Origin of the sequence: Streptomyces sp. NPDC088910, assembly GCF_044749865.1 — a bacterium.
GTDB lineage: Bacteria > Actinomycetota > Actinomycetes > Streptomycetales > Streptomycetaceae > Actinacidiphila.
Window position 1 is genome coordinate 86,041 of record NZ_JBIVIV010000002.1, and the last position, 15,786, is coordinate 101,826.

The following is a 15,786-nucleotide window of genomic DNA, read 5'->3' on the forward strand; positions in this document are numbered from 1 at the left end:
CATCCCACCCCAAGCCCCGGACGTGCCCGCGTGGCTCCGCCCTCGGCCGCGGTGCGCGCCCGGGCTTCGGGGCGGGCTCATCCCCACCAATTACGACAAGGTCACAATGCCGGGACTTTTCCGGTCACTCCCGCCGAGGTGCGGGACGCCCTTCAACGCTACGCGGGACAGCACCTGGTGGAGTTCACCGAGGAGCCCGAGGCGCTGGAATGGCGGGCCAGCTCCTCCCGGTGACCACGGCCGGGGGCGGACGGGCGCCGCGGGTGCCGCGGGTGCCGCGGGGCGGGGGCGGCGTGGCAGCATCTGGGGGTATGGAATTCTCCGAGGTCGTCCGCCGTCGACGCATGATCCGGCACTACTCCGACAAGCCGTTGGCTCCCGAGGTGACCGAGCGGATTCTCGCGTCGGCGCTACGGGCGCCCTCGGCCGGTTTCTCGCAGGGGTGGGCGTTCCTCGCGCTGACCGACGCGGCCGACCGTGCGCGGTTCTGGCCCTTCGTGCCCACGCGGGTCGAGAACACGCCGACCATGCAGGACGCGCCCCTGGTCGTGGTGCCCCTCGCTCACAAGGCGACGTACCTCGAACGGTACGCGGAGCCGGACAAGGGCTGGGAGGACCGGGCCGAGGCGCGCTGGCCCGCGCCGTACTGGTACATCGACACGGGGATGGCCTCGCTGCTCATGCTGCTGAGCGCCGTGGACGAGGGCCTGGGCGCCTGCTTCTTCGGCATCATGCCCGAGCATCTCCAGCCGTTCCGGGACGAGTTCGGCGTCCCCGACGCCTACGCGCCGCTCGGCGGCATCACCATCGGCTACCGCGCCGACGACCTTCCCCCGCAGAGCCCCCGCACCCGCGACCGCCGCCGCGACCCCCGAGAGGTCGTCCACCGCGGCCAGTGGGGCCGCCACGCCTGAGGTCGCGGAAGCGGCCCGCCGCCTGTGAAAGAGCCCTCGCGGGCGACCCGGGGTGCGGGCCGCCCGCGAGGGCTCGGGGAGGGAGCGGGGTCAGCCGGTGGTGCCTGCCGCGGCGCCGGCGGCGATGAGCCTGCGGTTGATGTCGCGGACCGGGCCCGGTTGGACCTTGAGGACTTCGCGGTCGTACGTGATGAGGCCGTTCAACTCGCCCTCGACGTCGCTGATCTGGGTGTACACCGAGCCGGAGAGGTCGGTGGAGGCGTCGGGGACGAGAAGAGCGGTGTTGGCGACGTACGCCTTGGTGAGCTCCTCGATGGTGGGGACGTCACCGTAGTTCTGGCCGCCGGAGACACCGAGGATGTGGCCGGGGACGGTGAGGGAGTAGCCGCCGTGCTCGCCGTCGACGGCGGCGCGGGTGGCGTCGGGGGCCGGGGAGGCGGGACCGTGGTAGAGGTGGTAGTCGATCAGGTCACCTCGGCCCGAATCACCCTTGGAAGCGCAGCAGTTGACGCCGGAGGCGGGGTCGACCAGGCGGCTCGGGTCCTGTTGCTTGACCGAGTCCGCGAGGGCGCCGGTGGCTTCCTTGGTCTTCTCGCCCCAACCCTCGTTCGTCATGGTCCAGATGACGATGGACGGGCTGCTGATGTGCTGGTCGACGATCTCGTGGACCTGGCTGGTGAAGGCCGCGTCGCTGGCCGGGGTGGAGTCCGGGCCGGTGTTGCGGCTCGGCATGTCCTGCCAGACCATCAGGCCGAGCTTGTCCGCCCAGTAGTACCAGCGGGCGGGTTCGACCTTGATGTGCTTGCGCACCGCGTTGAAGCCGAGCTGCTTGTGCAGTTCGAGGTCGGACTTGAGGGCCGCGTCGGTCGGCGCGGTGTAGATGCCGTCGGGCCAGAACCCCTGGTCGAGGGTGGCCAGGACGAACGTCGGCTTCCCGTTGAGCTCGATCTTGTTCACGCCGCCGACCTTGCCGACCGAGATCGACCGCATGCCGAAGTAAGAGCCGACGGTGTCGATCGAGCGGCCGTTGGTGAGCGTGACCTGGAGGTTGTACAGGTACGGGTGGTCGGGGCTCCACAGCTCCGGGTGCGGTATGCGCAGCCGCAGTTCGGCGCCCGCGCGGCCGACGGCCGCGCCGACGGGCTTGTGGCCCGCGTACGCGACGGCGGCCACCAGCGAGGAGGACGACGTACCGGCCGCGGGACGCACCGTGACGGACAGCGTGCCGTCCTTCACGTTCGGCGTCAGGACCAGGGAGTCGATGCTCGCGTCGGCCACCGGCTCCAGCCACACCGTCTGCCAGATTCCGGAGGTCGGGGTGTACCAGATGCCGCTGGGGCTGCGCGACTGCTTGCCGACGGGCGTGCCGTCGTCGGTGGTGTCCTTCACCTTCAGCAGGACGGTCTGCGGCCCGCCGCGGGTGAGCGCGTCGGTGACGTCGGCGGTGAACGCCTCGTATCCGCCGACGTGGTGGGCGACCTGGCGGCCGTTGACGTACACCCACGTCTCGTAGTCGACCGCGCCGAAGTTCAGGTGCAGGCGCTGGCCCGAGCCGATCCGCCAGTTGGCGGGTACGGAGAAGGTGCGCTGGTACAGCGACCAGTCGTGGTGCTCGGCGACGCCGGACAGCGGCGCCTCCATCGGGTACGGCACCAGGATCTTGCCGCTCAGCTTCGACGTGGGCAGCGGCGCGCTTTCCGAGGTGCCCTGGAACTGCCACGTCCCGTTGAGGTTCTGCCACTTGTCCCGCGTCAACTGCGGCCGGGGGTAGTCCGGGAGCACGTGGGACGGGTCGACGTCCTTGGCGTACTTGCTGGCGAAGTACCAGGTGGAGTTGTTGGTCGCCAGACCCGAGAAGAGCGGTACGGGACCGGCGGACGTCGTCAGGCCGCCGAGGCCGTCGTAGCTGATCCGCACATCGGAGTGCAGGGAGACCGGCGTGTCCGACTTCCCCGCCGTGAGCAGGAGTTGGGAGCTGTTCGCCGGGTTCACGGAGACGCCCGGCGTCCACCGGCCCGCGCCCGCGATCACCGCGAGGTGCTTGGTGATGTCGGACGGCACCGCGGTGACCGGGCCCGCCAACTGCACCGTGGCGGTCTTCCCCGAGGGGGCGACCACGGCGTTCACGTCGGACGGCGTGTAGCCGACCGGGAGATGCAGCGCCGCGTCCGGGATCGCCTGGCGGGCGATGCCGGGACCCGACCACTCCGTCTTGATGTACGCGCCGCCGTTGCCCTGGTTGTAGTCGAACGCCAACTGATGGGCGCCGGCGGTCAAGGTGACCGGCTCGGACGTCGTCTGCACGTCCCAGTCGGTCGTCCAGTGGTCGATGACGCTCGACCCGTCGAGCGACATCCGGAAGCCGTTGTCACCCTTGATGTAGAAGGTGTACGTGCCGTCGGCCGGGACGTCGAGCTGGCCCGTCCAGTGCACGGCGACGTTCTCCGTCGAGCCCGCGTAGCCGCGCAGCGTGGGGATCAGGTCGGGCACGTTCAAGGACGGCTCGACCGCGGTGCTGCTGTACTGCGCGAAGTCGAGCGAGGTGGCGTCGGTGCTCAGGTAGTAGTCGCCGCGCAGACCTTGAGCGGTGTCGGCCGGAGCGGCGGACGCCCCGGCGGTGGACGAGGCCGGTGCGGCGGCCGGGGCCGCGCCCGCCGCGGCCGGGGTCAGCAGCGCCGCGCCCAGTATCAGCGGCACCAGTGCGGTCAGCCGGGCCGTCCGGGACAGCCGGGACGACCCCGTGCTGCCCGCCGCTCGGCGGCTGTTTGTTGTGCGGGATATGCCTGATCTCACTGCGGATACACCTCTCCGTAAGAGAACTCGGCGTCCAGGAAGCGGGTGAGGACGTGCGGCTCCACGACAGCGCCTTGGGGGCCCTGCCGACTTTCCAACGTTAGAAACCTGGACCGGGAGCATGAAACCAGCAGGCTTCAGCGCCGTCCACCCTCCGCGCAAAGTTTGTGAAAAATCGAGCGGCCCGATCACACCAGGCACGGCTCACCACATGGGGCACAGGGGAGGCACGGGCAGTGCGGACTGCGAAGGCGCGCGGGCATACGAGGGCCGCACCGGGGTCCTCCGGCCCGACACCTTCGCCGCCGGAGGCCGTCTCCGCACGCCTCGCGGCTCTTTGCATCGTTAGAAAAAATGAGAAAAAGGCGCCGTTAAAGGGGGAAGCGGAAGGCCGCCCTCAGATCAGGGGCGGGCCGCGCTCGGCGTGGCCGCGCTCAGACCCGGTGCGCGAGGGCGCGGCGGAGGTCGTCCAGGCCGTCGGCGAGCTGGCGGCGCATGGACGGGACCAGATCGGTACGGGCGAGGCATTCCTCGGCCGCGCGTACGGTGCTGGCGTCGGCCGCACCGACCGGGAACAGCGCCCGGCTCAGCGCCTGGACCACCGCGCCGCCGCGCTCACCGGCCGCCGGAAGCCGCTCGAAGTACCTCTGTACGTAGGCCCGTTGGACCTCCGGCGCGCCCGAGCGCCAGAAGCCCTCGGCGGTCGCGACGAGCTGATGAATGGTCAGCTCGCCCGGGGCGAAGAGCAGGTGCCAGGCGCGTTCCTTGGCGGCGTCGTCCGGGAGCGCGGCGCGGGCCCGGGCCGCGCCCACCTCGCTGACGTTGCCGGGGTCGGCCGCCAGCTCGGCCGCGATCCGCTCCTCGTCGGCCGCCCCGGCCGCCGCCAGCCGGGCCAGCGCCGCCCAGCGCAGATCGGCGTCGAAGGCGATGCCGTCCGGCACGTCGTCGCCCGCCAACCAGCCCTCAAGCTGGGCGAGTTGCGCGTCACCGGACGCGGTGGCGACGGCGGTGCGCAGGGCGGCCAGCCGCAGACCCCTGCCCGTGGCCGCGGCCGGGCGGGCCAGGACGGCACGGGCGGTGTCGCCGAGCCGGGCGAGCGCGGCGGGCCGGTCGGCGGGGGCCAGATAGCGGCCGATCACGTGGTCGGCGGCGAAGGCCAGCACCGCCTCGACGACGCAGTCCGAGGTCTCGCCCGGCAGGTGCGCGGCGACCAGGTCCAGATACGCGGCGGCCGATGTCTCGGCGCCGCGCGTCAGGTCGCGGAGGTGTTCCCACAGGACCGCGCGGGCCAGTTCGTCCGTGACGGCCGACAGCGAGGCGGCGACGGTGGCCGCGGAGTGCGCGTCCAGGCGCAGCCGCGCCCAGGTGAAGTCGCCGTCGTTGGGCAGCAGCAGGGCGGGGCGCGGGGCGCCTGCCAGTTCGGACAGCGGCGTACGGCCGCCCGGCGCGACCTCGACGTCCAACTGTCGGCGCGGGACGACCGCCGCACCGTCCCGGTCGTACACGCCGACGCGTACGCGGTGCGGGCGGGTGCCGTCGTTGACGAGGACGGCGGAGGTCAGGACGCCGGGCGCCGCGCCGGGCACCGTATCCACGTCGGCCTCGGCCTCAGGCTCGACCTCGACCTCGATGCGCAGCGTGTCCACGCCGGTCGTCCGCAGCCAGGCGTCGGCCCAGCCGGACACGTCCGGTCCCTGTGCGCCCGCCGGGCCGGCGGGGAGGGCGAGCGCGGCGAGGAAGTCCCGGAGATCCGCGTTGCCCCAACGGTGCGCGGCGAAGTACCTGTTGAGCCCGGCGAAGAACGCCTCGTCGCCCATCCAGTGCACAAGTTGGTGCAGTGCGGAGGCGCCCTTGGCGTACGAGATGCCGTCGAAGGCGGACAGCGCCTCGGCCGCGGACTCCGCTCCGGTGGCGGCGACCGGGTGGGTGGTGGGGCGCTCGTCGGCGTCGTAACCCCAGCTCTTGCGGCGGGAGAAGAGCGTCCAGGCGCTGTCGTAGCGGGTGGACTCCGCGGCGATGCGGTAGCCGAGCACCTCGGCGAAGGACTCGTTGAGCCATACGTCCTCCCACCAGGCCAGGGTGACGAGGTTGCCGAACCACATGTGGGACATCTCGTGGCACACCACGACGGCCCGCAGCGCGCGCTGCGTGTCGGTCGGCGCGGACCGGAACAGCATCTCGTCCTGGAAGAGGACACAGGCCGGATTCTCCATCGCGGCCCAGTTGAGCTCGGGCATGAACACCTGGTCGTAGCCGCCGAAGGGGTAGCGCTCCTCGAAGAGCCCGTGCAGCCGGTCGAAGCTCGCTCGGGTCACCGCGAACAAGTCCGGTGCCTCGCGGTCGAGTTCGGCGGCGAGCGAGCGGCGCGCGTACAAGCCGAGCGGGATGCCGTCGTGTTCGGCGCGGACCGCGTAGAGCGGCCCGGCGGCCACGGCGACCAGGTAGCAGGAGATCGGGCCGACCGGCGCGATCTCCCAGCGGCCGTCGTCGAGTTGGGACGACGCGCCGTTGCCGACCACCGTCCAGCCCTCGGGCGCGGTCACGGTGAAGGTGAACGGCGCCTTCAGGTCCGGCTGGTCGAAGCAGGCGAAGAGCTTCGAGGCCAGGTCGGGCGCGCACGCCGAGTACACGTAGACGGCACCGTCCGCCGGGTCGGTGAAGCGGTGCAGCCCTTCCGCCGTACGCGAGTACGCCATGTCGGCCTCGACCAGCAGCTCGTTGTCCGCCGCCAGGTCCGCCAACTCCAGCCGGTTGTCGACGTGTCGCGCGAGGTCGAGCGGCCTGCCGTTCAACTCGGCGCGCAGCAGCGTCTCCGGCTGGATCTCCACGAAGGTCGACGCGCCCGGCTCCGCGCAGCCGAACCGGATCGTGGTCGTACTGCGGAAGAGACGGTCGCCGCGCGTGACGTCCAGGGCCACGGCGTACGACCGTACGTCGAGCAGGGCGGCGCGGGCTGCGGCTTCGGTGCGGAGGAGGGATCCCATCTACGGCATGCTGTCCCAGGTCCGCACGGCGGACAACAGATTTGGGGGCGGTGCGGTTGCGCCGAGCGCGAAGCCGGGGCGGCCCCGAGGCAGACCCCTACGGCCCGAACCCCCGTACCGCACGCGGCCCCGTACTCCCGTTGTCCGCGTACTCCCGTTGTCCCCGTTGTCCCCGTACCGCGTACGCCGCTCAGCCCATGGTCTTGGCGCCGTCCAACGACTCGCGGATGATGTCCGCGTGACCGGCGTGCTGGGCGGTCTCGGCGATGAGGTGCAGCAGCACCCGCCGCGCCGACCAGAGAGCGCCCGGCTCGAACCAGGGTGCCTTCGGGAGCGGTTGGGAGGCGTCCAAGTCGGGCAGTGCCGCGACCAGTTCGTCGGTCATGCGGGCCTGCTCCTCGTACTCCTCCAGCACCCCGGCCAGTGTCTCGCCGGGCAGCAGACGGAATTCGTCGGTCCGCCGCTGCCAGTCGGCCTCGGTCATGGCCGTCGCGTCCCCGATCGCCGACGGGCCCGCCACGATGAAGTCCGTCCAGGCCCGTTCGCCTCCGGTCAGGTGCTTGATCAGGCCGCCCAGACACAGCTCGCTGACGGTCGTCCGCTGCCGCGCCTGCTCGTCCGTGAGGCCCCGCGTGGTGACGCGCAGGAAGTACCGGTGCTGGGCGAGCATCGCCAGCAGGTCCGCCCGCTCATCGGTGACGGCCCCGGCGGCGTCCTCCGCAGCCTTCGCCGCCGTGCTCTCCGCCGTGCTCTCCGCCGCGTTCACCGTCATGGTCTCGCTCATGATCCACGCCCTTCGCAGTGCTGCTCGGTCCCCCGTTGATCACCACCCTAGGAGCCGTTGCGGTCAGCTTCTGTCCGCGATGACGCGTCTCCGTCCGTTCGGTGTTTGCGCTGGTCAGAGCCCATTCGGCGCTAGATGATTCCGGGGCGGGGCCGGGCGCCGAGGGTGTGGGCGAGGCGGAGGAGGTCGCGGTGGCGGGGGTCGGCGGCGGTCGCGCGGGCGAGGACGTCGAGCTGCGGGGTGTCGAGGGCGGCGAGGGGGCGCTGGAGGAGCGCGCCGGGGTGCTGGAGGTCGTGGACCCTGCTGATCCAGTCGAAGGAGCGGCGGCGCGCCGGGGCCGTGACATCGAGCTGGCCGTAGTAGACGACGTGACGCCCGCCGGGTGAGGTGATCACGGCCTTGAGGTGGCCGGGGTCGCCGACAAAGGCGGCCGGGGCGGCGACCGGTGCGAGACCGTCGGCCGGGTCGAAGAAGTGCACGCGGTCCTCGGAGCCCGCCTGGCCGCCGGCCACGCCCCACTGCGGCACGGCGAAGAGTCCGGACAGCCGTACGGTGTCGCGGTGGGCGACCGGCGTCAGCTCGGTGCCGTCCAACTGCCAGAGCATCAGGCCGCCTTGGTGGCCCGCCGTCATGAGCAGGTCGTCGTCGGCGAAGACCAGCTCCGACACCGGCGCGTGGTACCGGGGTACGGCGCCCACGGCCAACACCCTGCTGAGCGTGGCATCGGTGGCGATGATCCGGCCGCCGTCGGACAGGACGAGGCGGTCGCCGCGGGGCGTCACCGCCATCCGGTTGTCGTAACCGAGGCCCCACGCCTCCAGGTTGACCTGTTCGAGCCGCCCGTCGGGGCCGAGCGTGAGCGCCGCGGGATGGAGCGCGAGGGTGGCCACGCAGCCGCGGGCGGTGGAAGCCAGCCGCGTTCCCAGGAGTTGGGTGCCCTGCGCGAGGACCGTCGTGCCGTCCGGGCCGTGGCGGACGAGCTCCGTGCCCGCGTCGCGTCCGGCCCGCCGCCGGACCGCGATCACCTCGGTGGCGCTCAGGCAGGCCAGGGTGCTGTGGCAGGCGGGGCCTTCGTACAGGACGGTCCGCCGGGCGGAGTCGAGTCCCGCCTCCGGGCCGGGCTTCGGCCCTGAGGCGAGGTGCTTCCGTCCTGAGCCGAGGTGCTCCGGCCCCGAGCCGAGGTCGAGGGTCTCGATCCGCTCGGTCGCCTCCGCGTCCCCCCGCTCCGGCACGTAGTCGATCGGGACCAGGGCCAGCACGTCCCCGCCGTGGGAGAAGGCGGAGAACGAGGGCGAGAAAAAGGTCAGGTCGTCGGGCAGCGGGCGGGTGGCGGCCTTCGCGGCCTCGGCGATCAGCGCCTCGGCCTTGCGGGGCGAGGTCTCGCGCAGCCAGGCCAGCAGTTCCTGGTCCGAGCGGGACGCGGGCAGCCAGCCGCGCCGGGGAACGCGGCGCGCGAGCCGTACCGCCTCGGCCAGGGGCGCGGCGCAGATCCGTTCCCAGTACGCGGGCCAGTCCCGCGCGTCCGCGAGCCGCGCCGCCTCCGCGCCGAATGCGGCGGCTGGCGGGGACGGCCGGGGCAGGAACTCCGGCTGCCAGCCGTGCACGGTGACGGTAACGCCCGGGACCGTGTACGTATCCCTCAGCTCGACGCGCCGGGAGCGGGCGTCGGCCTCCGGGTCCTGCGCCAGGCCCGCCGACCGCCGCGCGTCGTTCTGCGCGTGCAACGCGCCCACCAGCTCCATCTCGTACGTGGCGGGCGCCTTTTCGACGAGCCGCCGCAGGATCGCGATCGCCTCCTCGCCCACCTCCATGGCCTCGCGGGGGCGGCGCGCGTCGAGGAGGGCTGAGTGCAGCAGCCTCAGCGCGGTGACACAAGCCTCCTCGTAGTGCCTGGAGTTGGCCCGGGCGAGGCGGCGGTTGATCGCGGCCACCTCCTCCGCCACCTCGACGGCCTCGTCGTGCCGTCCCTCGGCGGTCAGTTGCCGCCCCAGCAGGGACAGCGACCTGCCGAGCGGCGTGTCCTCGACCTGCTCGCCCTCGGCCACCAACTCCCGGCTCAGGGCGACCCCTTCGCGCAGCGCGTCGGCGCCCGCCGGGGGACGGAAGGTCAGCGTCGCGCCGTTGACCAGGGCGATGGCCAGCCCCCTGCGGTACGACGGATCGCGCGCGGCGACGGTCCGATACGTGCGCGTGGCCCGCTCGTTGGCGCGGTACGCGTCCTCCCAGCGACCGGCCGCCTCCAGCCGCGTACTGAGATTGGCCAGCGCGGTGGCCAGGTGGGGGGTGTACGCGGACACATAGTCCGTCACCGGACCGGACGACGCGTCGTCGGGCCGGTCCTCGGCGACCAGCCGCTCGAAGAGGTCCACGACCCGCTGCTGGGTGCTCAGCGACTCCTCCAACCGGCCCAGCGAGACGAGGTGGTTGGCGACATTGGTCAGGGCGCGGCCGACGTGCTCCTCGTACCGCCGGGGGTCGGTCGCGGCCAGCTCGGCGAAGAGGTCCGCGCCGCGCCGCGTGGCCCGCAGCGCCTCCTCCGTACGGCCCAGGTCGTCCAGGTTGTTGCCGTGGTTGACGTGCAGCCCGGCTCGCGCGTCCACGTCGTCCGCCGCCGCCAGCCGGTGCTCGAACAGCCGTACCAGCAGCGCCGCCCGACCCACCGTCAGGTCCGCGGGCACCGGTTCCGGCAGCTCGGCGGCGACGTCTTCGAGGAGGTCGGGCCCGATGTCCGGCAGACCGGCCAGGGCGGTGAGCGCGGCGCCCCCGGCCGCGACGCCGAGCGCGGGCTCGGCGGCCAACAGCGGGTAGAGGCACGTGCGTCCGACGTGCGGCCAGCGGCCCGCGGCCGTGGCGAGCGCCGTGACCGGCCGGGCGGGACCGCCGCAGCGGCGCAGCACGGTCGCCGCCGTTTCCGGGGCCCAGGGCTGCGCGGGGTAGTCGGCCGGGTGGCCCGGCAGCGTGAGGGCGACGAAGTCCTCGGCCAGGCGGTCGGGATAGAGCGGTTCGAGTACGGTGTCGGCCGCTTCCTCGGGCGGCGGGTAGCACACCGCGTGATCGGCGAGGACGGTCGGCGGCGGGTGGCCGAGGCGTAACTCGTCCACCAGGAGCGTGCCGCGGGCGGTGGGCTGCGCGCCGCCCAGCGAGGCGGCGAAGACCACCTGGTTCATCACCGCGGGCGGGACGGTGACGCGGCCCGGTGTCCCGTGCAGCAGCGCCCAGCCCAACTGCTCGCGGTCGAGGAGGTAGACGGTCAGTCCGGCCAGGTCCTCCGGGGCGCGGCGGCCGGTGGCCTCGGCGTCCACCGCCACGAGCGCGGCCATGTGGACGGCGAGGGTGAGGCCGAAGTCGGGCGGCCGTAAGTCGGGTTGGCGGTCCGGCGGGGGGATGCCGTATCGGGCGGCGAAGCCGTCGCGCGCCGCGCGGAACATCGGGCCGCGGTCGTCGCGGCGCGGGTCACCGGCCCGGCGCCGGAAGCCCTCCTCCATGTCCAACGGGCCCAACGCCTGTGTGGAGACGTCGACTTGCTCATTGCTCAGGGCGGCGCGCAGCGCGGGCCAGGGGTCGGTGCTCCGCGCCAGGAGCAGGACGCGGGTCGGCACGTCCGGCCGGTGCAGCAGCGCGTTGCTGAACAGCCACGTCAGGCTGGTCAGCGCCCAGCGGTCGGCGTAGTCGACCAGGAGCAGCAGTCCCGCCGCGTCGTCCAGCCGCAGATCCTGGCTGCCCTGCGGCGGAAGTACGGTGCCCGGTCCCTCGACCGCGGTGACCACTTTCCAGCCCTGCTCGGCGAGTTGCCCCGCGAGCTGCTGGGCGAGGCGGGTCTTGCCCTGGCCGCCGGGCGCGTGCAGCCAGCGGGCCGCGCGCCGGGGGCCGTCCGCGCACCAGGCGTGCAGGGAGGCCAAATCGGTGTCGCGGCCGGTGAAGGGGGCCACGGCGTAACGGGCGTTGAGCATCCGGCTGGGCTGCTGGGCCAGCCACTCCGCCGCGGGCTCCGGGGCCGGGGACCACTGCCTGAGGAGGTAGAGGGGGGTGCCGTCGCCGAAGACGTGGATGTCCGCGCCGATGGCGCCGTAGGCGAAGCCGCCGACCGCGGTGACATTCTGGCTGGTCACGTCATGGGTCCGCCGTCGCGGCGGGCACCGGGTGCCTGGCCGTCGGGCGATGGGGCGTCGGGCGATGGGGCGTGGGGCGTCGGGGTGACGGGGTCGGCGCTCGGGGTCACGGGGTCGGCGCTCGGGGTCACGGGGCCGGTGCTCGGCGTTACGGGGTCGGCGCTCGGGGTCACGGGGCCGGTGCTCGGCGTTACGGCGCTCGGGGTGACAGGGCCCGCCGCCGGGGCCTCGTGGATGATCACGTTGCCGTTCTGGACGCCGAAGGCGCGGGCGTTGTCGTGTGCCTCGACGTTCTGGTGGTACCGCACCCACTGCTGCTCGGAACCCGGCAGCTCGGCCTCCAGCCGTACCGTCAACTCCCGGATGGCCTCGGCCGCCTCGGGGTTGTCCCGCAGGAACTGCTCCAGGCGCAGCCGCCAGCCCGGCTGCAAGCTCTCCCTGGCCGCCCCCGCGTCGTCCGCCGCCACCACCAGCGCGGCCTCGCTGTCCAACTGCGCTGCCAGCGCGGCCGGTTCGTGCTCGCCGCCGCGACGCAGCACCCGCAGGATTCCCGTACGCGCCGTCTGCCAGGCGTCCGTGGCCATCGCGGCGACCAGCGTCGTGGACGCGGCTGCGGCCAGCGTCGCCAGGGATTCGATCATCGGCTTCCTTCCGCGGCGTGGCCAGGTGCTTCCATCGTGCCACCGAACCGCCCGGCCGTTAGGCTTGTTGGTCACGCCCGCGCGGCGAGGGAGGGGGGCAGCCATGGGGAACGGCTCGACCCGCAGGCGGCTGCACCGGCAGGTCCGTACGGCCCGCGCTCTGTTCGACGAGGGCGCCCTCGAAGAGGCCGAAGCCCTGCTCCGCAGCCTCATGTCCGACTGCGACGACGCCTTCGGCGGCGACCACCGCGAGTCGATCGGCCTCCGCAATCTGCTCGGCTCCGTCCTCTACCAGCAGGGCAAGCTCGGCGCCTCCGCCGCCCTGCACGGCGAGGCCATGGCCCGCGCCGCCCGCGTCCTCGGGTCCGACGACCCCGCCACGCTCGGTTACGCCCACAACTACGGTGCGGCGCTGGCCGTCCAGGGCCGCACCTCCGACGCCGTATCCGTCCTCGACGACACCCTCCAGCGCCGCGTCCGCCGCCTCGGCGACGCCCACGAGGACACCCTGACCACCGCCAACACCCTCGGCGCCACGCTCTTCACCGCCGGTGCCCGCTCCGACGGCCTCACCCTCCTCCGCCGAGCCCACGCCTCCGCCCAACGCCTCCCCCCGAGCCATCCGCTCCGCGAGGACATCGCCCGCAATCTGGCGATCGCCCAACGCAACGCGGGCAGTTGGTAGCAGCCTCCCCGCGCGAATCGAGAGCAGCCGGGCGGGGGGCGGTGGGCCGTCCGTGGAGGCCGCGCGGGACGGCGGCGCCGGGGTCAGGGGTGGAGGGTGCGGGTGACGAGGGCGGCGAGGAGGCGGGCGCGGGGGATGAGTTCGGAGGTGAGGACGTGTTCGGTGGGGGCGTGGGCGCCGGTGCCGACGGCGCCCAGACCGTCGAGCGTGGGGCAGCCGACGGCGGCCGTGTAGTTGCCGTCTGAGGCGCCGCCGACGGGGAGGCCGCGCAGTGGGGGGCGGCCCGAGGCGGCGGTGAGGGCGGCGGCGAGCGCGAAGAGGTCGGCGGAGGAGGCGGGTTCCATCGGGGGGCGGCGGGGGCCGCCGCGAAGGGAGAGCCGGGCGCCGGGGGTACGGGCGGTGAGGCCGCGCATGAGGACGTCGATACGGTCCTGTGCGGCACGCGTCGGCGCGCGGACGTCGACGGAGACGACGGCCTGGGCCGGAACGGTGTTGCGGGTGCTGCCCGCCGACAGCAGGGTGGGGGTGACGGTCGACGTGCCCAACTCCTCATCCCGCGCCGCCAATTCGGCCAGCGCCAGCACCTGGTGAGCGGCCTCGACCGCCGCGTTGACCCCCTTCTCCGGCTCCAGTCCCGCGTGCGCGGCGCGGCCGTGCACCACCACCTCGTAGCGTGACGTCCCTTTGCGCGCCGTCTTGAGCGCGCCGGTCCCGTCCGCCGACGCCTCGAGGACGAAGGCCGCCGCGCACCCCCGCGCGGTCTCCTCGATCAGCGCGCGGGAGGTCGGGGAGCCGACCTCCTCGTCACCGTTGACCAGCACGCAGACGCCGTCGAGGGACGGCAGCGAGGCGAGCGCGTGGAACATCTGCACCAGCCCGGCCTTCATGTCCAGGACGCCGGGGCCGCGCGCGATCCCGTCCGTCACCGACCAGGGGTGGGTGGCGAGCGTGCCGGCCGGCCAGACGGTGTCGTGGTGCCCGACGAGCAGGACGCGCGGAGTGCCGAAGGCCCACCGCAGGTGCGGTACGCCGTCACTCACGATGGTCTCCGGCGCGGTGCCGAGCAGGCGGGTGCCCAGCGCGCCGACCACGTCGGCGCTGCGCGCGAGTGCGACGTGGTCGGCGGAGAAGGACTCGCAGACAACCAGCTCCTCAAGGTCGGACAGCATCTCCCGCAAGGAGAAAGGGGGTTCGGAATTCGGCTGCGCCATGGCGACTCCCGCGTCAGAGGGAACGGGCTCAGGTCCGGTCGGAGCAGGCCCCGTTCGGTCCCTTCGACGGTAGGAACCCCCGCCCCATTCCACCAGCGACTACATTTCATGTGACCCATGCAGAGAGGGAATGGCGTGCGCGACACCTTCGGTACGGACGCGCTGCGGCTGCTGCTCGCCGTCGCGGACACCGGCTCCTTCACCGCCGCCGCGCAGCGGCTCGCCTACACGCAGTCCGCCGTCTCCCGCCGCATCGCCGCGCTCGAACGGCAGGCGGGCGGACCGCTGTTCGTCCGCCTGCCGCGAGGCGTACGGCTGACGCCCGCAGGAGCGGCCCTGCACCGGCACGCCACCGAGGTGCTGGACCGACTGGCCCGCGCGGAAGCCGAGTTGGCCGCCATTCACGCGGGCCGGGGCGGCACCCTGCGCGTCGGCGCCTTCGCCACCGCGAACATCGCCCTCGTACCGGCCGCGCTGCGTGCCTTCACCCGCGCGCGTCCCGACGTCGAGGTCGTCGCGGTCGAGGGCCGCAGCGACGCGCTGGTCCAGCGCCTCGCGGACGGCGCGCTCGACATCGCCGTGGTCAGCGACTACCCGTCGGGCCTGCCGTCGGCCGAGGGCGTCACGACGGACGCGCTGCTGGCGGACGAGCTGTACGTGGGACTGCCGCCCGACCACCGGCTGGCCGCGAGCGCGGATGCGGTCCAACTCGGCGACCTGCGCGACGAGTCCTGGATTCAGGACGCGCCCGCCGGAGGGCACCCGGCCCTCCTGCTCGACGCCTGCGCGCAGGCGGGCTTCGCGCCGCGCAAGCTGATCCGCGTCGCGGAGTGGAGCGGGAAATTCGGCTACGTCGCCGCCGGGCTCGGTGTCGCCCTCGTGCCCTCCCTCGCGCTGTGGGCCGTCCCGCCCGACCTCGCCCTCCGCCCCCTGGCGCCCCCGTTCCCCCGCCGCACCGTCCACACCGCGCTTCCCCCGTCCCCCCTCCCCTCGGCCCGGCTCCTTGCGGACCTCCTCCGGGCGGCGGCCCGCCCCGCGACCCGGACGGGCGGACCGGGCCGAGTACGAACGCCCGCTCCCCGCAGCCCTGCTGACGGCGGCGTTGAGCGCGCCGAAGTCCAGGCCGTGCGCCATCCCGAAGTACGTTCCCTCGCTGAGCAGTTCAGCGGCGGCTCGCCGGGCGGCACCGTAGGCGGCCTGGGCCAGGGCGGTGCCGACGCTGATCCGACGGACGCCGACGGCGGAGAAGTCGGCCACTGACGGCGAGCCGGGACCGGCCATGACGTCGACGGGCAGCGGGCTGTCGCGGACGAGGGCCGCCACGGCGGGCAGGTCGACGAGGCCGGGGACGAAGATGGTGTCGGCGTCGGGCTTCGGCGTACGCCGCCCGCCGCGAGGGAGTCCTCCAGGGTGACGCCGACGGCTCCGGCCACATCCGGACACGCTGCCACGCGCCCCGGAACGGGCCGCGTCCGGGCTGAACGGCTAACGTCCAGCCGGAACGGGCCGCGTCCAGCCGGAACGGGCGGCGGAAGCGGATCGGAAGCGGTCCGGTTCTGGCCGGGGAAGCGGCGGCACTGGTCGCATCTGAGGTGTCAACAGCCCTTCCGCGCAGGCGCGTACGCCAGCGTGCCGAGCGGGATCGGGCGCACACCGCACCGACCG

Annotated in this window: 9 protein-coding genes and 1 pseudogene; 3 read left to right on the forward strand and 7 right to left on the reverse strand. The window is 73.5% G+C overall.

What is annotated here, in order from left to right; genetic code table 11:
- Positions 1 to 311: 311 nt before the first annotated feature.
- Positions 312 to 914 (forward strand): nitroreductase family protein, encoded by a 603-nt coding sequence (locus ACIP4Z_RS04960; RefSeq protein ID WP_355336458.1) that lies wholly within the window; start codon positions 312 to 314, stop codon positions 912 to 914.
- A gap of 90 nt (positions 915 to 1,004) precedes the next feature.
- On the opposite strand, the gene ACIP4Z_RS04965 is transcribed toward ACIP4Z_RS04960, so the two are convergent.
- From ACIP4Z_RS04965 to ACIP4Z_RS04985, 5 genes are all read right to left on the reverse strand, one after another.
- Positions 1,005 to 3,707, reverse strand: coding sequence for a PA14 domain-containing protein (locus tag ACIP4Z_RS04965; protein ID WP_401305158.1), 2,703 nt, complete (start codon positions 3,705 to 3,707; stop codon positions 1,005 to 1,007).
- A gap of 434 nt (positions 3,708 to 4,141) precedes the next feature.
- The gene (gene pepN / locus ACIP4Z_RS04970; protein WP_401305159.1) at positions 4,142 to 6,691 is read right to left on the reverse strand and encodes an aminopeptidase N; all 2,550 of its coding nucleotides are present in this window, start codon (positions 6,689 to 6,691) and stop codon (positions 4,142 to 4,144) included.
- 190 nt (positions 6,692 to 6,881) lie between these two features.
- Positions 6,882 to 7,475: a DUF664 domain-containing protein gene (locus ACIP4Z_RS04975; protein ID WP_391159117.1), complete on the reverse strand. Its 594-nt coding sequence runs from the start codon at positions 7,473 to 7,475 to the stop codon at positions 6,882 to 6,884.
- A 131-nt stretch (positions 7,476 to 7,606) separates the two neighbouring features.
- On the reverse strand, positions 7,607 to 11,584 hold the full coding sequence (locus ACIP4Z_RS04980; RefSeq protein WP_401305161.1) for a hypothetical protein: 3,978 nt from the start codon (positions 11,582 to 11,584) through the stop codon (positions 7,607 to 7,609).
- Positions 11,581 to 12,225 (reverse strand): hypothetical protein, encoded by a 645-nt coding sequence (locus tag ACIP4Z_RS04985; RefSeq protein WP_401305163.1) that lies wholly within the window; start codon positions 12,223 to 12,225, stop codon positions 11,581 to 11,583. Before ACIP4Z_RS04985 ends, ACIP4Z_RS04980 begins: the two co-directional genes overlap by 4 nt.
- 103 nt (positions 12,226 to 12,328) lie before the next feature.
- On the opposite strand from ACIP4Z_RS04985, the gene ACIP4Z_RS04990 reads away from it, so the two are divergent.
- Positions 12,329 to 12,910 (forward strand): tetratricopeptide repeat protein, encoded by a 582-nt coding sequence (locus tag ACIP4Z_RS04990; protein ID WP_401305165.1) that lies wholly within the window; start codon positions 12,329 to 12,331, stop codon positions 12,908 to 12,910.
- An 83-nt stretch (positions 12,911 to 12,993) separates the two neighbouring features.
- Here the strand turns inward: ACIP4Z_RS04990 and ACIP4Z_RS04995 are convergent, their stop codons facing one another.
- Positions 12,994 to 14,121, reverse strand: coding sequence for a M20 family metallopeptidase (locus ACIP4Z_RS04995; RefSeq protein ID WP_401305167.1), 1,128 nt, complete (start codon positions 14,119 to 14,121; stop codon positions 12,994 to 12,996).
- A 117-nt stretch (positions 14,122 to 14,238) separates the two neighbouring features.
- Here ACIP4Z_RS04995 and ACIP4Z_RS05000 point away from each other — a divergent pair, with 117 nt between their 5' ends.
- Positions 14,239 to 15,381: a LysR family transcriptional regulator gene (locus ACIP4Z_RS05000; protein WP_401305169.1), complete on the forward strand. Its 1,143-nt coding sequence runs from the start codon at positions 14,239 to 14,241 to the stop codon at positions 15,379 to 15,381.
- On the opposite strand, the pseudogene ACIP4Z_RS05005 reads toward ACIP4Z_RS05000, so the two are convergent.
- Positions 15,340 to 15,564, reverse strand: a pseudogene (locus ACIP4Z_RS05005) (isocitrate lyase/phosphoenolpyruvate mutase family protein); the annotation flags it as partial. The gene ACIP4Z_RS05000 and the pseudogene ACIP4Z_RS05005 sit on opposite strands and share 42 nt — an antisense overlap.
- Positions 15,565 to 15,786 lie beyond the last annotated feature (222 nt).